Origin of the sequence: Ureibacillus sp. FSL K6-8385 (assembly GCF_038593155.1) — a bacterium.
In the GTDB taxonomy this organism is placed as follows: Bacteria; Bacillota; Bacilli; order Bacillales_A; family Planococcaceae; genus Ureibacillus; species Ureibacillus terrenus.
The window spans coordinates 1,008,846-1,030,092 of record NZ_CP151968.1; the positions used below are offsets into that span (position 1 = coordinate 1,008,846).

Here is a 21,247-nt window from a genome sequence, read left to right on the forward strand (position 1 = left end):
GTAAAAACCTTGGAAGTTAAGGAGTTGTTAGACATATGGCAATTGAAAGAACATTTTTGATGGTAAAACCGGATGGCGTAAAACGCCAAGTGGTAGGAGACATTATCGACCGCTTTGAGCGTCGCGGTTTTGTAATGCGCGCAGCAAAATTAATGAACGTTCCCCGCGAATTAGCGGAAAAACATTATGAAGAACATAAAGAAAAACCGTTTTTTAATGAATTGGTGGATTTCATTACTTCCGGACCTGTATTCGCAATGGTTTGGGAAGGGGAAAATATTATCAAACTGGCTCGTGTCATGATGGGTGCTACAAAACCTGAAGAAGCGCAGCCAGGTACAATCCGCGGTGATTATGCGGTTACAATTTCCGAAAACGTCATTCATGGTTCCGATTCACCATCTTCCGCTGAACGTGAAATTAAATTATGGTTCAATGATGAACTTGTCTAAGATTTATACTTTTCCGGCTATTCCACGGCAATGCGATTGCTGTTGGAATAGCTTTTTTATTTATGAAGCCCGGGATGTTTCCGGTCTGATTTCAGGTAAAAATTTTTTTCGCCGTCATAATTTAACTTTTTGAATTTTTTATATATTTCAGAAAAGAAAAATTTTGTATATAATAAGTGTACGTCATTAGAGGAGTTCGATGATCATGAATGATTATGAACGGTTTATTGCAGGCATCAAGAAATTGACAGGAATCGATTTATCGCTCTATAAAGAGGCGCAAATGAAACGCCGATTGACTTCCCTTTATGAAAAAAAAGGATATCACAATTTTGTGGAGTTTTTGCGGGGAATTGAAAAAGATAAATCGTTAATGAATGAATTCCTCGACCGGATGACCATCAATGTGTCTGAATTTTATCGAAACGCAAAACGTTGGGAAGTGCTCCAGAATAAAATTCTTCCTAAACTTCTGGAAAGAAACAAGCGGCTGAAAATATGGAGCGCGGCATGTTCAACGGGAGAAGAGCCTTATACGATTGCCATGGTGCTCTCCAATTTTTTGCCGTTGTCAGATATAAAAATCTTGGCGACAGATATTGATGAGAATTGTCTGCAGAAAGCGAAAATAGGGGTTTATCCCGAGCGTTCTTTAAATGAAGTTCCTCCCGATATAAAAGCGAAATATTTTATCCGGGAAGGACAATTTTACAGGGTAAAAGAGGAAATAAAACATACTGTCGCATTCAGAAAGCACAATTTGTTAAGTGACCCATATGAAAAGAATTTTGACTTGATTGTTTGCCGCAATGTCATGATTTATTTCACCGAAGAGGCAAAGGATTATATATATCAAGAATTCAGCAAATCACTCCGGCCAGGAGGCATTTTATTTGTGGGCTCGACAGAGCAGATTTTTAATCCGGCCCGTTATGATTTGGAAGTGGAAGACACGTTCTTTTATCGAAAAAAATGAGCTAGGGAGGGCGTTTTTCGACATTGTGCGAAAAGCGTATTATCTTTTGATAAATCGTCATTTTCATAAATTATTCTATTTATCATGTTTTTTACTATGCATTATGTTATATTAAAAAATACATACTTTAGCGAGTTGAAGGGAGAAAGTGTTTGATGAGATATTTAACAGCGGGGGAATCCCATGGTCCGCAACTAACGGCAATTATTGAAGGGTTGCCATCCCTTTTACCGATTACAGCAGAGCAAATCAATGCAGATCTAAAACGGCGCCAAGGGGGACACGGACGGGGACGCCGCATGCAAATAGAAAAAGATACGGTAGAAATCGTGGGCGGTGTCCGTCACGGGAAGACATTGGGGTCCCCTGTCGCATTAGTGGTGAAAAATGATGATTGGAAACATTGGACTAAAATCATGGGGATTGAGCCCCTTCCTGAAGACATGGATCCCGCGGAAATTAAACGCCGAATTACGAGGCCGCGGCCTGGACATGCCGACCTGGTTGGCGGCATCAAATATGGCCACCGTGATTTGAGAAACGTTTTGGAGCGCTCAAGCGCGAGAGAAACGGCTGTCCGTGTTGCTGTCGGCTCTGTGGCAAAAGCCCTTTTGAAGGAACTGGGCATTTCCGTTGTGGGCTATGTGACTGAAATTTATGGCATCAAAGCCGATACATCGAAAGTTGCCGGCAAATCTGCAGACGAAATCCGTCAAATGGTTGAAGATGATTCTTGCTATACTTTTGATTCTGAAGCTTCGGCAAAAATGGTCCAAGCCATTGATGAGGCAAAAAAAGCCGGAGATTCCATCGGAGGAATTGTCGAAGTCATGGTGGAAGGAATGCCGCCAGGGGTAGGTTCCTATGTGCATTATGACCGCAAATTGGACGGGAAACTTGCCCTGGCAATGCTCTCCATCAATGCCTTTAAAGGGGTGGAGTTCGGCATCGGTTTTGAAATGGCGCGAAGAAAAGGTTCTGAAGTGCATGACGAAATTATTTGGGACAAACAGCACGGTTACCAGCGCCGCACAAATCGGTTGGGCGGCATAGAGGGCGGCATGTCGACAGGGATGCCAATCATCGTCCGGGGCGTCATGAAACCAATTCCGACGCTTTATAAGCCGCTTGAAAGTGTGGATATTGAAACGAAGGAACCTTTTAAAGCGAGCGTCGAACGTTCGGATGCTTGTGCAGTTCCGGCCGCATCCGTGGTGGCTGAATGCGTGATTGCCTGGGAAATTGCCAAGGCGATTGTCGAACAGTTCCATAGCGACCAATTGCCGCAATTAAAAGCGCAAATCGATGAAGTACGTAAATTGGCGAAGGAGTTTTAATAATGCGGATTCCAGTGAATACGAAGAGCCATTTCTATGAAGTTTACATCGGCAGCGGAATTTTGCGTTCCGCTTTCGAATCTTTGAAAGAAAAAATTCAAAAAGCAGATACCCTGGTCGTTTTTACAGATGAGAATGTATGGCGGGCACAGCAAAAATATTTCACGGAAAACTTTCCATATCCATTTGAAGTGTTTGTCATGCCGGGAGGAGAAGCTTGCAAAAGTTTTAAAAATTTCGAAGATGCCCACACTTTTTTGATTGAAAAACAATGTTCCCGAAAGTCTTTTTTATTCGCTTTCGGCGGCGGTGCCGTCGGCGACTTGACAGGCTTTGTAGCGGCGACGTTCATGCGCGGCATCCCTTATATCCAAATTCCTACGACGATTTTGGCCCATGATTCGGCAGTGGGGGGGAAAACGGCAATCAATCATCCCCTCGGCAAGAATCTGGTGGGGGCATTCTATCAACCGGAAGCCGTTGTTTACGACATGAACTTATTGGACAGTCTGCCGACGAAGGAAATTCGTTCAGGAATGGCGGAAGTCATTAAGCATGCGATGATTTCTGATGAAAAATGGCTTAAAGAATTAATGCTGACGCCATCCATCACCAATATCGGGAAAGAGAAGCTGGCGAACCATTTGAAATCGGGAATTGAAGTAAAGGCCAAAATTGTATCCGAAGATGAAACGGAGCATTCCGTCCGAAAGTTTTTGAACTTCGGACATACATATGGCCATGCGATCGAAGCTGCGGCGGGATATGGCGGCCTTGCCCATGGGGAAGCGGTGATGATCGGAATGATATATGCTCTGTTGCTGAGTGAAAGATACGGCAATATTTCACGGGAATTTACAGCAGACTTTGCAAAGTTCGCCTACAGGAACGATTATCCTCTGAAAAAAGTTGATGAATATTCTTTTGATGATTTATATGAATATTTAATGAAAGATAAAAAGATTGAATACGGAAAATTGAAGTTTGTGTTATTACAAGAAATAGGAAAACCTTATGTGAGGGAGATTGGCGAATCCGAATGCCGGAAAGTAGATCGGGAGCTTCGCGGTTTGCTTGAGGAGGTATGCAAATGATTCGCGGCATACGTGGGGCGATTACGATCAAATCCAATACGCCTGAAGTGATTTATAGCGAAACTGAAAGATTAGTGAAAGAAATGGCGAGAGCGAATAATATCGCTCCTGAAGATATTGCTTCCGTGATCGTCACAACCACGCCGGATATTAACGCCGCATTTCCGGCGAAGGCAGTGCGTTCAATTGAAGGGTGGAAATTTGTTCCGACGATGTGCACCCATGAAATGGATGTTCCAGGAGCGTTGCCATTATGTATTCGTGTGCTGATGCATGTAAATACAACTGTACCCCAGAAAGATATTCACCACATCTATTTAAATGATGCTGTCAAACTCAGACCGGATTTAGTGAGAGAAAAAAGATAAAGAAGGAGCGCTGGTCATGAAATTCAAAGAACAAATATATGGAATGAAAGCTTATCAACCCGGCAAACCAATCGAAGAAGTTCAAAAAGAATTCGGATTAAAAGAAGTGATCAAACTTGCTTCCAATGAAAATCCTTTTGGCTGCTCTCCAAAAGTGAAAGAATTTATCAAAAATAACGACATTAATTATGCCATTTATCCGGATGGCTACGCACAAGAACTTCGCACAGCAGTCAGCAAACATCTTGGGGTAGAAGAGAATCAATTGCTGTTCGGCAGCGGATCCGATGATATTATCGCCATCATTTCCCGCGCGCTGCTTTATCCTGGCGTCAATACGGTCATGGCTGACCCATCCTTTTCCCAATACAGCCATAATGCGGAAATTGAAGGGGCCGAAATCCGCAAAGTGCCATTAAAAGATGGCAAACATGATTTGGAGAAAATGTTTGAAGCAATCGATGAAAACACTTCGATTGTATGGATATGCAATCCGAATAATCCGACAGGAACCATCGTGGCAGACGAAGAATTGAGCGCCTTTTTAAAGAAAGTGCCAAAAGAAGTGCTTGTCGTATTGGATGAAGCCTATTTTGAGTATATTACCGATCCGGCTTATCAAGATACGCTGCATTATGTGGAAGAATATCCGAATGTCATCATAATGCGCACATTCTCCAAAGCATATGGGCTTGCCGCATTCCGTGTAGGTTATGCCATCGGACAGGCGGATGTCATTTCAAAATTGGAACCGGTGCGGGCTCCTTTCAACAACACGGTATTAAGCCAAAAAGTTGCCATCGTCGCACTGGAGGACCAGGAATTTATCAAAGAAACGGTGGAAAGAACGGAAAGAGCAAAACGACAGTATGAAGAATTCTGCAAAAAACATGGGTTAAAGTATTACCCATCCCAAACAAACTTTATCTTATTTGAAGTAAAAACAGACAGTGATGTGATTTTCCAAGAAATGATGAAGCGCGGATTTATCGTTCGAAGCGGAAATGCCTTGGGAACACCGGGATTCATCCGTGTTTCCTTCGGCACGGAAGAACAGAACAGCAAATTCTTGGAAACTCTTGAAGGGGTATTGAAAGAACAAGGAGCATTGGTATGACCCGTAATGTGTTAATCATTGGTTTAGGGTTAATAGGGGGGTCCCTTGCATTAGCTTTGCAAAAAGCTCCCGAAACAAAAGTGTACGGCTATGATCTTTCCGAAAAGACAAGAGAACTGGCCAAAACATTAAACATTGTTCATGAAGTGGTGGAAGATGTCGAGGAAGCGGCGAAAAAAGCGGATTTCATTATTTTTGGAACACCTGTGAACGCCACTTTGCAATGGATGGATGAGTTAAAGAACTGGTCATTGAAGAAAAATGCCATTATTTCCGATACCGGCAGCACAAAAGGGCTGATCATGGAGAAAGCCCTTGAGCTTCGGGAAAAAGGACTTACATTTATCGGGGGCCATCCGATGGCAGGCTCCCATAAAAGCGGCATTACGGCCGCCAAACCATATCTTTTCGAAAACGCTTATTATATACTGACACCTTTTGATGATGAAGACGGAAATAAAATCATCGCTTTAAAAGAATTATTGAAATATACATTGTCAAAAATAGTAAAAATCAATGCGGAAGAACATGACCACATGACTGCCGTTGTAAGCCATTTTCCGCATATCGTAGCTGCTTCCCTCGTCCATCAATTGGATGAAGAAAACAAGAAATTTCCGATGACGAGCATGCTCGCTGCGGGGGGGTTCCGGGATATTACCCGGATTGCCTCATCGAATCCGATGATTTGGCGGGATATTACTTTGCAAAACCGCAAGGAACTCATTGGGCAAATGGATGCCTGGATTGAAGAAATGCAGCGGGTAAAGAAAATTTTGATGGAAAATGATGATGAGTCCATCGAAGAATATTTTAAAAAGGCGAAAGATGTCCGGGATGCATTGCCTATTACAACAGGAGCATTCTATTCTACATACGATTTATATGTGGATATTCCGGACTATCCTGGGGTGATTTCAGAAATCACCGGTTATTTGGCGGAAGAGAATATCAGTATAACGAACATACGGGTAGTTGAAACGAGAGAAGACGTCTTTGGTATTCTGGTCATCAGTTTCCAAACCGAAAAAGATCGGGAAAAAGCGATGAACTGCATTCGTACACATACGAATTTCGAAATGCACGTCTCTTAATGTTGCCGTATGGAGAGGGGGAAGAGTGTTGTCTTCGAAAGTATTGGTGTATAATAAACCGAGGTTGGAAGGAATCATTACAGTACCGGGAGATAAATCCATTTCCCACCGCGCCGTAATGTTGGGGGCCATCGCAAAAGGAACAACGACGGTTACCGGCTTCCTGCCCGGAGAAGATTGTTTAAGTACAATTGATTGTTTTCAAAAATTGGGTGTCGATATTCAAGTAGATGGTACAAATGTCAAGATCAGCAGCCCGGGAATAGAGGGATGGCAGGAACCGAAAGAAGTGTTGTACACGGGAAACTCGGGAACGACGACACGGCTGTTGCTTGGAATTTTATCCGGCACCGATTTTTTTAGTGTCATTACAGGGGATGCGTCCATTGGCAAGCGTCCAATGGGCCGTGTCACAAAGCCGTTGAAACAAATGGGGGCACAAATTTTCGGGCGCGAAGGAGGACAGTATACTCCTCTTGCAATAGTAGGGTCAAGATTAAAAGCGATCGACTATACGATGCCTGTAGCAAGTGCCCAAGTAAAATCCGCCATTTTGCTTGCAGGCCTTCAGGCGGAAGGAACGACGGTCGTACGGGAAAAGGAAATTTCCCGGGACCATACAGAACGCATGTTAAAACAATTCGGAGCAAACATCGATGTCAAGGATGGGGTCATCTCCCTTGAAGGGGGCCAACAGCTTCATGCAACCCATGTTGATGTTCCGGGCGACATTTCCTCTGCGGCTTTCTTTTTAGTGGCCGGATCGATTGTTCCGAATAGCGAAGTGGTATTAAAAAATGTCGGCATCAACCCGACAAGGGCAGGCATCATTGAAGTGATGCAACAAATGGGTGCCGATATCACCATCCATCAAGAAAATGAAGGGGCGTCTGAACCGACGGCAACCATTACTGTACGAACTTCCCAATTAAAAGGAACAACGATAGAGGGAGAGATTATTCCCCGTTTAATCGACGAAATTCCGATTATTGCTCTTTTGGCAACCCAAGCGGAAGGAACAACCGTCATCCGTGACGCCGAAGAACTCAAAGTGAAAGAAACAGACCGCATTGCGGCCGTAGTGGCAGAGTTGAAAAAACTTGGCGCGGATATTACGCCTACGGATGATGGCATGATTATCAACGGCCCTACGCCGCTAGAGGGGACAAGTTTGTGCACCTATGGGGACCACCGGATCGGCATGATGGCAGCCATCGCCTCCCTGATTACCGATTCCCCGGTAGAAATTGACGATGCCGATTGCATTGCCGTCTCATATCCAACATTTTTTGAACATCTTGATTTATTGTTAAAATAAATGACAGAAAAAGGTTCATCGAATAGGATGAACCTTTTTCTTGTCTTGCGAAAATTAGTTTTGTAGCATATTTATTGATATAACGAAAGCAAAGGTGATCGAATTGAACAACATCACACAGGACATCATTCAGGCGATAGAAGGCGGCGAAGTGGGCCGCATTGATTCTCTGTTGGAGACATTATTTTTAAAAGAAACACCGGAAGTACAGTATGAAATATACGAATTGCTTTTGCAATACGGGTACATACAGCAGGCAAAACGCGTATTGGAGCATTTGCGTTTTCTGTTCCCGGATGAGGCCCAAATTTCCATCGATTATGCTTCTGTACTGATTGAGCTGGGCGAGGAAGACGAGGCCCTTGACATCCTGTTCGGGATAGATCCAAGTACGCCGGAATATCCCCAATGCCTGCTCCTATTGGCGGATTATTATCAAATGCAGGGACTTTATGAAGCGGCGGAAAAACGCATCAATGAAGCATTGGAACTGCTTCCGGATGAACCGTTAATCCAGTTTGCCAAAGCGGAACTGCTATATGAAACCGGCCGTTTCCCGGAAGCGGCACGCATTTATGAAAACCTGCATAAAAAAGTGAAAGAAATTGCCGGGGTACTCCTAGCGGAAAGACTCGCGGAAGTTTACCGCGCGGGCGGAGGATTTGAAAAAGCGCTGGATTATTACATGGAAGCTTTGGAAGAGAAAGTGACGGCCGACTTGCTTTACGGCAGTGCTTACAGCGCCTTCCAATGCGAAAAATATGAAACTGCCATCAGGCAATTGGAAGATTTAAAAGAACTCGATCCCGACTATTTCAGCAGCTATTTATTGCTGGCCCAAAGTTATGCCATGCTGGAAGATAATGAAAAGGCATATAGCGTCATCAAAGAAGGAATTAAGCGGGACGAATACGAAAAATCCTTCTATTTGTTTGCGGGTAAAATCGCGCTAAAAAATAAACTCCCTGAAGAAGCCATAGAGCATTTGAAAAAAGCGGTCGAATTGGATCCCGAATATATGGAAGCGATTCTTGTCCTGATGTCGGTTTATCATCAAATGGAGCGCTATGATGACATTATTGAGTTGTATGAAAAATTGGAAAGGGAACAATTCGAATGGGTTTCTTTATCCCCTTTTGTTGCAGATGCATTCGCAAAAAATGAACAGTACGATAGAGCATACGAAATTTATAAATCAGCATATAATGAATTAAAAGATGATCCATCATTTCTTGAAAACTACTGCTACTTCCTGATAGAAGACGGCAAACGCGAAGAGGCTAGGGAAGTAGTACAGCGTTTGATCGAATTGCAACCGACAGAAATACAGTGGTTGGATTTACTTGATAGTCTAGAATAGGGGGGACTATTATGGCTTCTTCCGTACCAATCGCAGACAAAAAGAACTTCGTGCGTTGGTTCTTGAAAAACTTCCAATTAAAGAGGCGAGAGTGTGTCTGGATTCTGAATTATTTGCTGAGCAATGATGAGTTGCTAAAAAATATCCATTTTGTAGAAGAAGCTCATTATTGTCCGAGGGCGATTGTCATGTCGAGCGTGGATTCGAATGGCGTGCCATTCCGTTTTTATAAAGGCAATATCATGACAAGCGATGCCGAGAAGTCTTTTCATGATTTAAGGCTTTATCCAAACGAAGATATGTACATTCAGCTGAATTTTCCGAATGTGCCGCCAAATCAATTGTATTTGGCTGTATTGGAGGAAAACCCATATATTCCGAAGGACCTGAATCCGAACGAAAAAGACCGATTGATTGCGGAAGAAATTCTTAAAACGAGCATGCTGACATTCCAGGAAGAGAAACTATTGAGGGAGATCGATGAAGCGCTCGACCAGGGAAATAAAGAAAAGTTTTTGGAACTCTCCAATCTGTTACAGGCATTAAAAGAAACCTCAAAACACTAGAGAAATTCAGTCGAAAAGATTATATCTTTCGACTGGATTTTTTATTTTTCCCCATCTGTTTCAAATGTGCTGGGGTATAATATTATTTATGATGAAAAAATGTTACTTTGGAGGAAAAAATAATGTATTTTCAAACGAAAGATGTACAACAATATCAACAGAATAAAGAATTTATTGATACCGCTATAGTTCCGCTCCTTTCATTGGATTTTTCCGAAGACAACATCGTGAAAAGCAGTTCGGAAGCGGAATTTTTAATGGCGTTGACAGCCTTTGTTGAACAACAATTCAGAGGACGATTGATGCTCCTTCCTCCTTATTCTTATACGGAGCAAACAAAAAGGGAGGAACTTGTCCTCGCCTTGAAACAAAACATACAAGAAGGAGGTTTTAAACATGTCGTGTTCATCACATGCGATCATTATTGGACAAAGCTCCAGGATGAATTGGATGTGATTTGGCTGCCGGCCATTCCAATCGAATCGATGGATAAAGATGTCAAAAAACGTATATTGGAAGAGCAATTAAAACAGCTGATCCCGATCCTATCATCGAAGTGGTATCAACGTTAACAATTCATTCAATAATTGTTCACAATCTATGGAAACCAATATAATGCATTATTGACCTGCCCATTTTATTGATATATCATAGATATGTCCTAGTTTATACTATTATTAATTATATGTAATTATGTCTGTTGGACTGACCTTAAGTTAGAGGGGGGAAAAGGATGAGTAACAAAAAGGTTTCAAGACGTCAATTTCTTAACTACACTTTAACTGGTGTTGGTGGTTTCATGGCGGCAAGCATTCTGATGCCGATGATTCGCTTTGCTATTGATCCTGCTTTGCAGGCAAAAGCGGAAGGCGATTTTATACTGACTAGCCAAAAAATTGATGAATTAACAGATGTTCCGGTACGTGTGGACTTCTCTTACGAACAGGTAGATGCTTGGTACAAGTCTGAAGTATCCGAAATGGCTTGGGTTTACAAAGAAGGCGACAAAATTATAGCGCTTTCACCAGTATGTAAACACTTAGGATGTACCGTAAACTGGGAAGGCGGCGAACACAAAAACGAATACTTCTGTGCTTGTCATGGTGGACGTTATGAGAAAAACGGTAAAAACATTGCCGGTACACCGCCAACTGGACCATTAGATCAGTATGAAGTTTCTGAGAAAGATGGTTACTTAATGCTTGGGAAGAAAATACCAAACACATTAGCTTAATTAGTTAGGGGGTACAACACAAGTGCGTAAATTATATGATTGGGTCGATGAGCGTTTAGATATCACCCCAATATGGCGTGATATTGCCGACCACGAAGTGCCAGAGCACGTTAACCCTGCACACCACTTCTCGGCATTCGTTTACTGTTTCGGAGGACTGACTTTCTTCATTACAGTAATTCAGATCTTATCTGGTATGTTCTTGACAATGTACTATGTACCAGACGTTGAGAATGCTTGGAAATCAGTTTACTACTTGCAAAACGAAGTAGCATTCGGTGAGATTGTGCGCGGTATGCACCACTGGGGAGCATCATTGGTAATCGTCATGATGTTCTTACATACGCTTCGTGTGTTCTTCACAGGTTCGTACAAAAAACCTCGTGAGCTCAACTGGATCGTAGGTGTTTTAATTTTCTGCGTAATGTTAGGTCTTGGATTTACTGGATACCTACTTCCATGGGACATGAAAGCGTTGTTCGCTACGAAAGTAGGTCTTGAAATTGCCGGTTCCGTTCCATTCATCGGGGACCTAATTAAAGTATTGCTTGCTGGTGATGATACAATCATCGGTGCTCAAACATTGACGCGATTCTTTGCTATCCACGTATTCTTCTTGCCAGCGGCTTTATTTGTGTTGCTAGCAGTTCACTTTATTATGATCCGTCGTCAAGGTATTTCTGGACCACTATGATTGATATGTGGTTTCATTCGTTAGTTCAAAAGGAGGGGACAACATGCAGCGCGGAAAAGGAATGAAGTTCGTCGGCGATTCACGCGTTAAGGCTTCCAACCGAATGCCTAACAAGCCGAAAGATTATTCCGAATATCCAGGCAAAACAGAAGCCTTTTGGCCAGACTTCTTATTAAAAGAATGGATGGTTGGTGCTGTTTTCCTGATCGGTTATTTGTTATTAACGGTCGCTCATCCTTCGCCATTAGAGCGTCCAGCTGATCCAACAGATACATCTTACATTCCATTGCCAGACTGGTATTTCTTATTCTTATATCAATTGTTGAAATATTCATTTGCTTCTGGTGACTACAACGTTATCGGTGCAATCGTAATTCCAGGATTGGCAATCTTGTCATTATTGTTAATGCCATGGTTAGATAAAGGTCCTGAGCGCCGTCCATCTAAACGGCCGATTCCAACTGCAATTATGTTATTAGTTGTAGCTTCAATGTTCTATTTGACTTGGGAATCAGTTGTGAACCATGACTGGGAAGCATCCAAAGCCCAAGGTCAAATTACACCAAAAGATTTAGGTTTGGTACCTGATATTGAAATTGATGAGAACTCTGAAGGTTATAAAATCTTCCAATCTCAACAAACTTGTGTTGGATGCCACGGCGGTGATTTGACAGGCGTTGGTTCAAACCCTATGTTATTAGGTAACCAATTAACTGCTGAAGAAGTTGAAGAAGTAATCCGCAATGGTCGTGGCGGAATGCCTGGTGGACAATTCTCCGGTACTGACGAAGAATTGAAGACATTGGCAGAATTTATTGCAAGCTTGAAAGAGGAATAATATTCATTTGCTAAGGGCCGGTTTCCAAAACTGGCCCTTTTCTTTTTTGGATTTAATGGATATACATAGAATACCGAATCGTTACACATCCTATAGCGGCTTTGGTATTATAACTTATGTAAAAACTTACTTATATATACCGATGATAAGGAGTAACAGGATGAGAACCATTTTGCTGCAGTTTCTATATTTATTGCAAAACCGCACTGTCCTGACAATGTTATTTATCATAAATTTCCTGGGGACGATCTACGGTTATATTTGGTATGCGCCACAGCTTTCAAGAACGGAACCGCAATTTCTCTTATTTGTTCCGGATAGTCCGACGGCGAGCCTGTTTTTTTGTTTCGCCATTTTGGGATGGTTGTTGGGAAAAAATTTTAAACTCATGGAAGCACTTGCCCTTATTACTTTAATGAAATACGGTATATGGGCTGTAGTGATGAATATACTAACATTGGCGGAGACAGGCTCAATCGGCATTCTTGGATGGATGCTGGTCGTTTCCCATTTTATGATGGCGGTCGAAGGCATTTTATATATGGCCAATTATCGATTTACCCTTGTGCATATTGCCATTGCATCCGTATGGACTTTGCATAATGATGTTATAGATTATGTATATGGACAGATGCCGACTTACAGCAGTTTATATAAATATGCGGATCACATCGGGTACTTTACTTTCTGGTTATCGATCGCTTGTATATCCATAGCCTATTATTCTTTTAAAAAGCGCAATAATTTGAATATAGTGCAATAAATGGTTAGAATGTATAGTAGGATTGATAGAAAGGGGAATAAGGTAGCAAGATGTATCTTCTCTACTTTATAATCATTTTGTTATTGCCGATTTATGCTCAATTGAAAGTTCAACGTACTTATAAACGTTTTTCCCAAGTTCCTGCATCCAAAGGATTAACCGGTGCCCAAACCGCACGGATGATATTGGACAGCCATGGTCTTTATGATGTACGTGTAGTACCGACGCAAGGTATTTTGTCAGACCATTACAATCCAATGACGAAAACGGTCGCATTATCTGAAGGAAACTATTATAGCGACTCTTTGGCAGCCATTGCGGTGGCGGCCCATGAGTGCGGGCACGCTGTCCAGCACCAGGAAGCGTATTCCTTTTTGGTGTTGCGTTCAAAGCTGGTCCCAATTGCCAACTTTTCATCCAATATCTCCTGGATCTTTGTGATGATTGGAATCATCGCCCAAAGCGCCAATATGCTGCTGTTGGGGATTATATTGCTCGCTGCCGGCGTATTGTTCCAAGTGGTAACATTGCCGGTGGAATTTGATGCGTCGAAACGGGCGATGAATGAAGTGGTACAGTTGGGCATCATTAATAACAATGAAGAACATGGAGCAAGAAAAGTGTTAAGCGCCGCGGCTTTGACATATGTAGCGGCTGCAGCCGTAGCTGTGCTTGAGCTATTGCGGCTAATTTTGATATTTACAAATATGAGCTCGAATGAAGAGCAATGAAAAAACGAAAGATCGAGGTCAGGGTTTTGCCCGACCCGTTTTTTTTTTTTTATCTAATCCCATGGGGAAAAGAGTGCATAAGGCCAGTTGCAATAAAAATTTCAAATTTTTGTTGAATAGGCTTATAACCCTTCTTTTTCATTAATAAGATATAGCAAACTGCCGGAAGAGGGAGGGGACTGATGAATAAATATATTTTGAATTGGGCTTTGTTCGGTCTGGCCACTTTGGTTATTCTCGTAATCTTGGCAATCTATTCGATAAAATTATCTTTACATTTTATAGTTGAAGATGACAAAGATACCTATGACGGATTCAGAATTTCGGAAATCGAAAATTCAACTCCAACAGATGAAGAGGAAACCATCACCGTCGATTTTGAAGAAAACCGTTAGTTATACAAAAAGGCTGTCTAAAGCGGGTGCTTTAGGCAGCCCATGGGAAAATCAACAATGATTCCAAGGTGCATTGCTATTCTTCAATCCGGAACCCTTCTCCTGTGACGTCTTTCACATCAATGATGGAGACGAAGGCTTTGGGATCCAGTTTGCGGATAATGGATTTTAATTGGACGATTTCATTTCTGCCGACTATGCAATATAAAACATCTTTTGGCTGCTTTGTATAATATCCGTACGCATGGAACACCGTAATTCCGCGTTCCATTTTTTCAGCCACGGTTTTGGCAATCTCTTCGGGTTTTTCCGAAATAATGAAAGCCCCTTTGGCTGCATAGGCCCCTTCCTGCACCATATCAATGACCCTTGCTCCCACATAGACGGCGACCAGCGTATACATCATGGTAATGGAGCTTAAATATGTTAGCCACGAAACAAGCAATACCAATGAATCGAACAAAAACATGGTCTTACCCATGCTCCAGCCGACATATTTGTTGGCCAGACGGGCAATGATGTCGACTCCGCCAGTTGTTCCTCCGCACCGGAAAATAATGCCCAAACCGGCACCGACAAAGACACCGGCAAATAATGAAGCAAGCAGCAAATCGTTTTTTAGATCCAAAGAAAATTGATAAATCTGGAAAAGTTTCAAAAATAAAGACACGCTTAAGATGCCGAAAATTGAATATAAAAACTCTTTACGTCCGAGCAATTTCCAACCTAAAATAAATATTGGAATGTTTAATACAATATTTGTAATGGCTGGATCAACATTGAATGTAAAGTATAAAATTAAAGATATTCCGCTGAATCCGCCTTCCCCCAATTTATTGAGCATATTAAAATGGACGAAGCCGAAGCTGTAAATGGCTGTTCCAATAAGGATTCCAATAATTTCTTGAATCTTAATATCCTTCAAAGTATAACCTCCTTAGTACGAGAGCGATATGTATGATTGCATGATTATTATGTTTTATTTTTCTACTTTTGACAACTAGTGGCCTTTTCATTACGATGGAAAAAAGAGAAAATTTTATTGTTTTTGGCTTTTAGCTTCCGCAACTATGCGGCTATCATCGTCTTTTTAACATGGTTCCAAGAATTGCTGGAGTCATTGCAAACCGTGAAATGAACATAGATCAATACGAAAGGACGAATCACAATGTCATTAAGAGTAGCAATTGCAGGATGCAGAGGAAAAATGGGGAAAGAGGCGGTAAAAACCGTAGTCGGCCAGGAAGGAATGGAACTGGTTGCCGCATTGGATTACAAACATGTAGGCGAGAGCCTTGCAGAGCTTGAGATGTTTCCGCCGGATTTGAATGTTCCAATTTATTTGGATTTAAACCAGTTGATTGAAGAAACAAAACCGGATGTATTAATCGACTTAACAAGCCCCCATGCGGTATATGAGCATGTAAAGGTTTCGCTGTTGAACCACGTACGTCCGGTAGTCGGAACAACCGGATTTACCGATGAACAATTGGAAGAACTGACTGAACTCGCGCGGGAACAAAAAACCGGCTGCATCATCGCGCCGAATTTTGCCATTGGTGCAGTATTAATGATGAAATTTGCAAAAGAAGCGGCAAAATATTTGCCAAACGTAGAAATTATCGAACTTCATCACGATCAAAAATTAGATGCCCCTTCAGGCACAGCGAAGAAAACGGCGCAAATGATTTCGGAAGTTCGGGAGCAGCATAAACAGGGGCATCCATTGGAAAAGGAAACGATGGACGGCGCAAGAGGGGCCGAATTTGAAGGAATGCGCATCCACTCGGTCCGCCTTCCGGGATTGGTGGCTCACCAGGAAGTGATTTTTGGAGGAAAAGGCCAGTTGTTGACAATTCGCCACGATTCTTTTAACCGGGAATGTTTTATGGATGGCATTGTATATTGCGTGAAGAAAGTAATGGAATTGGAAGAATTGGTGTATGGAATGGAAAATATTTTATAAAGAATGGATGAAGGAAAATGAAAATAGCACTAATTGCCCACGATAGCAAAAAAGACAGTCTTGTTGAGTTTGCCATTGCCTATAAAGAAATATTGTCCCAGCATGAATTGTATGCGACAGGGACAACAGGCCGCCGCATTATTGAAGAGGCAGGGCTTAAGGTGAAATGTTTCCGTTCCGGTCCCCTTGGGGGAGATCAGCAAATCGGGGCGATGGTTGCCAATAATGATATGGATATGGTGTTTTTCTTCCGCGATCCTTTAACAGCCCAGCCTCACGAACCTGATTGTACAGCCTTGATCCGATTATGCGACCTTTACAATGTTCCACTTGCAACCAATATGGGAACTGCAGAGATATTGCTGAAAGGATTGCAGGAAGGATTTGTGGATTGGAGATTAATCCAGGAAAGGAAATTTAATGAATAATTTCCCTGTTTCTCTCGTATCATTTGTTGGATGGTGCTGTGTTTAGTCTTTTCATTGCGGTGGTATAAGTTATTGCGTATAAATTAGAATGAAAGGACGTGTGTCGGTGAGAAAATTAAAGATTGGAATAACATGTTACCCTACGGTAGGTGGCTCGGGAGTATTGGCGACAGAGCTTGGGAAGAAGCTTGCAGAACGTGGCCATGAAATCCACTTTATCACTTCCAGCGTGCCTTTCCGTTTAAGGAAAATTTATCCGAATGTATTTTTCCATGAAGTGGAAGTCAATAATTATTCCGTTTTCCAATATCCTCCATATGATATTGCGCTGGCAAGCAAAATGGCGGATGTCATCATAGATCAGAAACTGGATGTTTTGCATGTCCACTATGCGATTCCGCATGCGGTATGCGCCGTGCTGGCACGGGATATGTGCGGAGAAAATATCGGAATCGTGACAACCCTTCATGGTACAGATATTTCAGTATTAGGCCAAGATTCAACACTCTCCCAGGCCATCAAATACGGCATTGAAAAATCCGACATAGTCACAGCAGTATCCAACGCATTGAAAGAACAAACTTATGAAATAATCGCGCCAAATAAAGAAATCGAAACCATCTACAATTTTGTCGACGAATCGGTTTTTAGACCGATGGAAGAAGCGACGGAGTTGAAAAAGCAATATGGCATCAGGGAAGATGAGAAGGTCATCATTCATTGCTCAAATTTCCGGAAAATCAAGAACTTGCCTGACATCGTTGAAACGTTCTTCCTGATTCGCAATCAAATTCCTGCGAAATTGTTGCTGGTCGGCGACGGACCGGAACACCATCGGGTCATGATGCAGGCAAAAGAGTCGCCATATAAGGACGATATCTTGTTCCTAGGAAAGCAGGAAAATGTGGAAGAACTATTTTCTATTAGCGATTTAAAATTATTGTTATCGGAAAAAGAATCTTTTGGATTGGTGCTCTTGGAAGCGATGGCATGCGGCGTTCCGGGCATCGGAACAAATGTCGGAGGAATACCTGAGGTAATCGACCACGGCGTCAACGGGTATATTGTTGAACTAGGAGATGTTTATCAGGCGGCTGAGTATGCCGTTGACCTATTGACGGATGAAAATAAACTTGCCGAATTCAAGAAGAATGCGATTCAAACGGTTCAAACGAAATTCAAAGCGGAACCGATTATTGACCAATATGAACAATTATATTACCGATTGGCGGCATTGAGGGTATGAAGATATGAAACAAAGAAATGATTGGGAAGCAGCATTACGGGTTATTGAGAAAATAGAAAACGCCGGATATGAGGCGGTCATTGTCGGAGGAGCGGTCCGTGATTATTTGCTGCAAAGAAAGATCAATGATGTTGATGTGGCCACGAGCGCTCTTCCAAATGAAGTAAAAAAAATTTTTTCCCATACCATTGATGTCGGAATCGAGCATGGAACGGTCGTTGTCCTGGACGAGGGAAGCCCGATCGAAGTGACAACTTATCGCACAGAGGGTACATATACCGATTACCGAAGACCGGATGAAGTAACTTTTGTGCGAGATTTGCCGAAAGATCTGGAGCGGCGCGATTTCACCATTAATGCAATGGCTTTTACAAAGGATGGAAACATCGTTGATTTATATGGGGGAAAAGAAGATTTAAAAAATGGCATTATTCGTGCAGTGGGAGACCCCAATGCAAGATTCCGGGAAGATGCATTAAGAATGCTCAGGGCCGTTCGTTTTGCAGCACAATTAGGATTTACAATTGAAGAAAAAACGATGAAAGCCATCCAGGAAGATAGCGATCTGATTGAATTTATCGCCCGGGAACGGATACGCATGGAGCTATCGAAAATATGGGTGGCGGATTATGTTTTTCTTGGAATAGAAGCCCTTGTTGAAAGCAATCTGGCCTCATACCTCCCCGGCAATTTCGCAAAACATCTGGAATCTTGGAGACATTTCCGTACAAAGAAACCGGAAGTGGGGTGGGCGTATCTTTGCCTGCTCAACCGTTCTGATATGGAAGACCTGTTCGAGTTCTACCGCTATTCAAATAAAGAGAAAAGCTTTGCGAAAAAAGTCATTCACGCCTATGACCGTCTTTTGGAACGATGGGATGAATATGATTATTTTTCAAACGATTTAAACACATTGGAAACAGCTTATGATTTTGCCCACTGGCTGGGGAAAAAGGTTCCTTTTTCCAAAGAACATATTGGAAAAGTTAAAGAACATCTCCCTATTCAATCGATGGATGATTTTGCATTAAACGGGAACCTGCTCATTCAATGGTCCGGAAAAAGAGGAGGACCTTGGGTGAAAGAGGCATTGAACAAGGCATTACATGCAGTGTTGACAGGACAGGTAAAAAATGATGAAGAACAGTTAAAGGAATGGTTCTACAATGAGTTTGTCAATGAAAGATAAAATTATACAACGCTTTCTTTTAGCAAGAGGGGAACCCATTTCAGGTCAACAGCTCGCAGATGAATTAGGCATTTCCCGGACTGCAATTTGGAAACATTTGCAAACCCTTCAAGATGAGGGGTATGAATTCATTACAATCAAGAAAAAAGGTTACCGGTTGGTTTCCGTTCCTGACCGGGTAGATGCTGCGAGAATTTCATCCTATTTAAATACGAAACGGTTTGGCCATACCATCCATTATTTTGAAGAAGTGGATTCAACCCAATCGATAGCGCAACAGCTGGCAAGAGATGGGGCGAAAGATGGCACGATCGTGATCGCCGAAGAACAAACAGGCGGTAAAGGAAGAATGCAAAGGCCATGGTATTCGGCAAAGGGGAAGGGGATTTGGATGACGGTAATTATTCGTCCAAATATTCTTCCCCACCAGGCTCCCCAGTTGACGCTGGTTGCGGCTGTCAGTCTGGTGTCGGCCATGAAAACTTTATATAAAAACTTTATTCCGGAAATTAAATGGCCGAATGACATTTTAATTAACGGAAAAAAATGTGCGGGCATTTTGACGGAAATGCTTGCGGAAATGGACCGGGTCGATGGTCTGCTCATCGGAATCGGAATCAATGCAAATCATGAATTGGATGATTTTCCGGAAGACATTCAATCAATAGCCACATCCATTGCAATAGAAGAGAAGCAAAAAGTGGACCGTGCCCAGCTGGTGGCCGAGATTTTAAAATATTTGGAGCATTATACTGATGAATACGTCGCAAATGGATTTGCGGCCATTAAGCGATTATGGGTGGAACATTCATGCACCATCGGTAAACGCATAAAAGCGACAACGATCCGGGAAACGGTTGAAGGAGAAGCCATTGGAATTACGGATGAAGGGGTTCTCGAAATCCTGTTGGATGACGGCCAGATAAAGAAAGTATATTCTGCCGACATTGAAATTCAAAATTAATGGATGTTTTGGACATACTTCCTGTCTTTCCCATATATAAAGCGCTTTACAAACTTGTCAATTTTCTGTATCTTTTTAATGAAGTTGCTTATATTTCTTGGACAGTATCCTTGTGAACTGTACCGAAAGCAGCTTAATCAATCGGGAATCTGCCTTGATCGGTAAAGACAGGGACGGAAGAAAACAGGTTCGAAACATCCGAACATACACTATCCTTCTGTCCATTTTTGGAAGAAGGATATTTTTGTTTTCTTCCTCCGAAATTTCGAAGGAGGAAAAATCATGAAAACGACAAGCGATTTTCTAAAAATGAAAGCGGCCGGAGAAAAAATCGTCATGATTACCGCATACGACTACCCCGCTGCAAAATATGCGGAAGCAGCGGGAGTCGATATGATTCTCGTTGGCGATTCTTTAGGTATGGTCGTGTTGGGTTATGATTCGACGGTGCAGGTTACAGTGGACGATATGATTCACCATGCCAAAGCGGTCCGCCGTGGCGCAAAAGATACGTTTGTCGTCGTGGATATGCCTTTTGGTTCGTACCACGGAGACCCCAATGAAGCGTTGAAAACGGGTGTCCGGATGATTCAGGAATCAGGAGCGGATGCGTTGAAAGTGGAAGGTGCCGGCGAAGTTTTATATGTAATAAAAAAATTGGTCCACGCAGGCATTCCGGTAGTTGCCCATTTAGGATTGACGCCTCAATCGGTCGGAGTACTCGGGGGATATAAAGTGCAAGGAAAGACGGCGGAACAGGCGAACCAGCTTATTGAAGATGCTTTACGATGCCAGGAAGCGGGAGCCATGGCGGTCGTTTTGGAATGCATTCCGCATCAATTGACCGAAATCGTTTCCCAAAAATTGGAGATTCCGACCATCGGCATTGGTGCGGGGCCTGAAGCGGATGGACAAGTACTTGTATTTCATGATTTGTTGAGATACGGAAACCATCACATTCCTAAATTTGCAAAAGAATTTGCAAATGTCGGGGCACAAATTCAGAAGGGAATAGAAGGTTATAAAAAAGCGGTGAAAGAAGGTTCATTCCCTGCTCCAGAACATTGTTTCAATATGAAAGAAGAAGAATTATTCTCGATTTATGGAGGCAAGTAAC

24 protein-coding genes are annotated in these 21,247 nt (G+C 42.4%); 23 read left to right on the top strand and 1 reads right to left on the bottom strand.

Going from position 1 to position 21,247, the window contains the following annotated elements; genetic code table 11:
• The first annotated feature begins 35 nt into the window (after positions 1–35).
• The 17 genes from ndk (at position 36) to NST62_RS04975 (ending at position 14,337) form a co-directional block, all read left to right on the top strand.
• Positions 36–452: a nucleoside-diphosphate kinase gene (ndk, locus tag NST62_RS04895; RefSeq protein WP_141600930.1), complete on the top strand. Its 417-nt coding sequence runs from the start codon at positions 36–38 to the stop codon at positions 450–452.
• A 205-nt stretch (positions 453–657) separates the two neighbouring features.
• Positions 658–1,428, top strand: a complete 771-nt coding sequence (locus NST62_RS04900; RefSeq protein ID WP_141600929.1) for a protein-glutamate O-methyltransferase CheR — start codon at positions 658–660, stop codon at positions 1,426–1,428.
• 155 nt (positions 1,429–1,583) lie between these two features.
• Entirely contained in the window at positions 1,584–2,765 is a 1,182-nt protein-coding gene (gene aroC, locus NST62_RS04905) for a chorismate synthase (protein WP_141600928.1), read from the top strand.
• A 2-nt stretch (positions 2,766–2,767) separates the two neighbouring features.
• Complete coding sequence (gene aroB / locus NST62_RS04910) at positions 2,768–3,859, top strand: 3-dehydroquinate synthase (protein WP_141600927.1); 1,092 nt, start codon at positions 2,768–2,770, stop codon at positions 3,857–3,859.
• Positions 3,856–4,227, top strand: coding sequence for a chorismate mutase (aroH, locus tag NST62_RS04915; RefSeq protein WP_141600926.1), 372 nt, complete (start codon positions 3,856–3,858; stop codon positions 4,225–4,227). Before aroB ends, aroH begins: the two co-directional genes overlap by 4 nt.
• Before the next feature lie 16 nt (positions 4,228–4,243).
• Positions 4,244–5,344, top strand: a complete 1,101-nt coding sequence (hisC, locus tag NST62_RS04920; RefSeq protein ID WP_141600925.1) for a histidinol-phosphate transaminase — start codon at positions 4,244–4,246, stop codon at positions 5,342–5,344.
• Complete coding sequence (locus NST62_RS04925; protein WP_342463187.1) at positions 5,341–6,438, top strand: prephenate dehydrogenase; 1,098 nt, start codon at positions 5,341–5,343, stop codon at positions 6,436–6,438. Before hisC ends, NST62_RS04925 begins: the two co-directional genes overlap by 4 nt.
• A gap of 28 nt (positions 6,439–6,466) precedes the next feature.
• Positions 6,467–7,756 (top strand): 3-phosphoshikimate 1-carboxyvinyltransferase, encoded by a 1,290-nt coding sequence (aroA, locus tag NST62_RS04930; RefSeq protein ID WP_141600923.1) that lies wholly within the window; start codon positions 6,467–6,469, stop codon positions 7,754–7,756.
• A 103-nt stretch (positions 7,757–7,859) separates the two neighbouring features.
• Complete coding sequence (locus tag NST62_RS04935; RefSeq protein WP_328215207.1) at positions 7,860–9,116, top strand: tetratricopeptide repeat protein; 1,257 nt, start codon at positions 7,860–7,862, stop codon at positions 9,114–9,116.
• 11 nt (positions 9,117–9,127) lie between these two features.
• Entirely contained in the window at positions 9,128–9,682 is a 555-nt protein-coding gene (locus NST62_RS04940) for a ReoY family proteolytic degradation factor (protein ID WP_141600921.1), read from the top strand.
• A 122-nt stretch (positions 9,683–9,804) separates the two neighbouring features.
• Positions 9,805–10,254 carry a YpiF family protein gene (locus NST62_RS04945; protein ID WP_141600920.1) on the top strand — a complete coding sequence of 150 codons (450 nt, stop codon included), beginning with the start codon at positions 9,805–9,807 and terminating at the stop codon, positions 10,252–10,254.
• Between the two features lie 161 nt (positions 10,255–10,415).
• A complete protein-coding gene (locus NST62_RS04950; protein ID WP_342463188.1) occupies positions 10,416–10,916 on the top strand; it encodes a ubiquinol-cytochrome c reductase iron-sulfur subunit in 501 nt (166 codons plus the stop codon).
• Between the two features lie 22 nt (positions 10,917–10,938).
• Positions 10,939–11,610: a cytochrome b6 gene (locus NST62_RS04955; RefSeq protein WP_141600918.1), complete on the top strand. Its 672-nt coding sequence runs from the start codon at positions 10,939–10,941 to the stop codon at positions 11,608–11,610.
• A 43-nt stretch (positions 11,611–11,653) separates the two neighbouring features.
• Positions 11,654–12,448, top strand: coding sequence for a c-type cytochrome (locus NST62_RS04960; protein ID WP_342463189.1), 795 nt, complete (start codon positions 11,654–11,656; stop codon positions 12,446–12,448).
• 160 nt (positions 12,449–12,608) lie between these two features.
• Positions 12,609–13,211 (top strand): DUF1405 domain-containing protein, encoded by a 603-nt coding sequence (locus NST62_RS04965; protein ID WP_342463190.1) that lies wholly within the window; start codon positions 12,609–12,611, stop codon positions 13,209–13,211.
• A gap of 50 nt (positions 13,212–13,261) precedes the next feature.
• Positions 13,262–13,942, top strand: a complete 681-nt coding sequence (locus tag NST62_RS04970) for a zinc metallopeptidase (RefSeq protein WP_141600915.1) — start codon at positions 13,262–13,264, stop codon at positions 13,940–13,942.
• Positions 13,943–14,124: 182 nt separating this feature from the next.
• Complete coding sequence (locus NST62_RS04975) at positions 14,125–14,337, top strand: hypothetical protein (protein ID WP_141600914.1); 213 nt, start codon at positions 14,125–14,127, stop codon at positions 14,335–14,337.
• Between the two features lie 76 nt (positions 14,338–14,413).
• Here NST62_RS04975 and NST62_RS04980 read toward each other — a convergent pair whose 3' ends face one another.
• Positions 14,414–15,262, bottom strand: a complete 849-nt coding sequence (locus tag NST62_RS04980) for a YitT family protein (protein WP_328215211.1) — start codon at positions 15,260–15,262, stop codon at positions 14,414–14,416.
• A gap of 243 nt (positions 15,263–15,505) precedes the next feature.
• On the opposite strand from NST62_RS04980, the gene dapB reads away from it, so the two are divergent.
• From dapB to panB, 6 genes are all read left to right on the top strand, one after another.
• The gene (dapB, locus tag NST62_RS04985) at positions 15,506–16,303 is read left to right on the top strand and encodes a 4-hydroxy-tetrahydrodipicolinate reductase (protein ID WP_328215213.1); all 798 of its coding nucleotides are present in this window, start codon (positions 15,506–15,508) and stop codon (positions 16,301–16,303) included.
• A gap of 17 nt (positions 16,304–16,320) precedes the next feature.
• Positions 16,321–16,731: a methylglyoxal synthase gene (mgsA, locus tag NST62_RS04990; RefSeq protein WP_141600911.1), complete on the top strand. Its 411-nt coding sequence runs from the start codon at positions 16,321–16,323 to the stop codon at positions 16,729–16,731.
• Positions 16,732–16,837: 106 nt separating this feature from the next.
• The gene (gene bshA, locus NST62_RS04995; protein WP_141600910.1) at positions 16,838–17,977 is read left to right on the top strand and encodes an N-acetyl-alpha-D-glucosaminyl L-malate synthase BshA; all 1,140 of its coding nucleotides are present in this window, start codon (positions 16,838–16,840) and stop codon (positions 17,975–17,977) included.
• A 4-nt stretch (positions 17,978–17,981) separates the two neighbouring features.
• Entirely contained in the window at positions 17,982–19,166 is a 1,185-nt protein-coding gene (locus NST62_RS05000; protein ID WP_141600909.1) for a CCA tRNA nucleotidyltransferase, read from the top strand.
• The gene (locus tag NST62_RS05005; protein WP_141600908.1) at positions 19,144–20,130 is read left to right on the top strand and encodes a biotin--[acetyl-CoA-carboxylase] ligase; all 987 of its coding nucleotides are present in this window, start codon (positions 19,144–19,146) and stop codon (positions 20,128–20,130) included. Before NST62_RS05000 ends, NST62_RS05005 begins: the two co-directional genes overlap by 23 nt.
• 282 nt (positions 20,131–20,412) lie before the next feature.
• Positions 20,413–21,246 carry a 3-methyl-2-oxobutanoate hydroxymethyltransferase gene (panB, locus tag NST62_RS05010; RefSeq protein WP_141600907.1) on the top strand — a complete coding sequence of 278 codons (834 nt, stop codon included), beginning with the start codon at positions 20,413–20,415 and terminating at the stop codon, positions 21,244–21,246.
• Position 21,247 lies beyond the last annotated feature (1 nt).

Coding starts and splice junctions, on each gene's coding strand:
- ndk (WP_141600930.1), top strand. CDS start 36: ATGGCAATTGAAAGAACATTTTTGATGGTAAAACCGGATGGCGTAAAA.
- NST62_RS04900 (WP_141600929.1), top strand. CDS start 658: ATGAATGATTATGAACGGTTTATTGCAGGCATCAAGAAATTGACAGGA.
- aroC (WP_141600928.1), top strand. CDS start 1,584: ATGAGATATTTAACAGCGGGGGAATCCCATGGTCCGCAACTAACGGCA.
- aroB (WP_141600927.1), top strand. CDS start 2,768: ATGCGGATTCCAGTGAATACGAAGAGCCATTTCTATGAAGTTTACATC.
- aroH (WP_141600926.1), top strand. CDS start 3,856: ATGATTCGCGGCATACGTGGGGCGATTACGATCAAATCCAATACGCCT.
- hisC (WP_141600925.1), top strand. CDS start 4,244: ATGAAATTCAAAGAACAAATATATGGAATGAAAGCTTATCAACCCGGC.
- NST62_RS04925 (WP_342463187.1), top strand. CDS start 5,341: ATGACCCGTAATGTGTTAATCATTGGTTTAGGGTTAATAGGGGGGTCC.
- NST62_RS04940 (WP_141600921.1), top strand. CDS start 9,128: ATGGCTTCTTCCGTACCAATCGCAGACAAAAAGAACTTCGTGCGTTGG.
- NST62_RS04945 (WP_141600920.1), top strand. CDS start 9,805: ATGTATTTTCAAACGAAAGATGTACAACAATATCAACAGAATAAAGAA.
- NST62_RS04950 (WP_342463188.1), top strand. CDS start 10,416: ATGAGTAACAAAAAGGTTTCAAGACGTCAATTTCTTAACTACACTTTA.
- NST62_RS04960 (WP_342463189.1), top strand. CDS start 11,654: ATGCAGCGCGGAAAAGGAATGAAGTTCGTCGGCGATTCACGCGTTAAG.
- NST62_RS04965 (WP_342463190.1), top strand. CDS start 12,609: ATGAGAACCATTTTGCTGCAGTTTCTATATTTATTGCAAAACCGCACT.
- NST62_RS04970 (WP_141600915.1), top strand. CDS start 13,262: ATGTATCTTCTCTACTTTATAATCATTTTGTTATTGCCGATTTATGCT.
- NST62_RS04975 (WP_141600914.1), top strand. CDS start 14,125: ATGAATAAATATATTTTGAATTGGGCTTTGTTCGGTCTGGCCACTTTG.
- dapB (WP_328215213.1), top strand. CDS start 15,506: ATGTCATTAAGAGTAGCAATTGCAGGATGCAGAGGAAAAATGGGGAAA.
- mgsA (WP_141600911.1), top strand. CDS start 16,321: ATGAAAATAGCACTAATTGCCCACGATAGCAAAAAAGACAGTCTTGTT.
- NST62_RS05000 (WP_141600909.1), top strand. CDS start 17,982: ATGAAACAAAGAAATGATTGGGAAGCAGCATTACGGGTTATTGAGAAA.
- NST62_RS05005 (WP_141600908.1), top strand. CDS start 19,144: ATGAGTTTGTCAATGAAAGATAAAATTATACAACGCTTTCTTTTAGCA.
- panB (WP_141600907.1), top strand. CDS start 20,413: ATGAAAACGACAAGCGATTTTCTAAAAATGAAAGCGGCCGGAGAAAAA.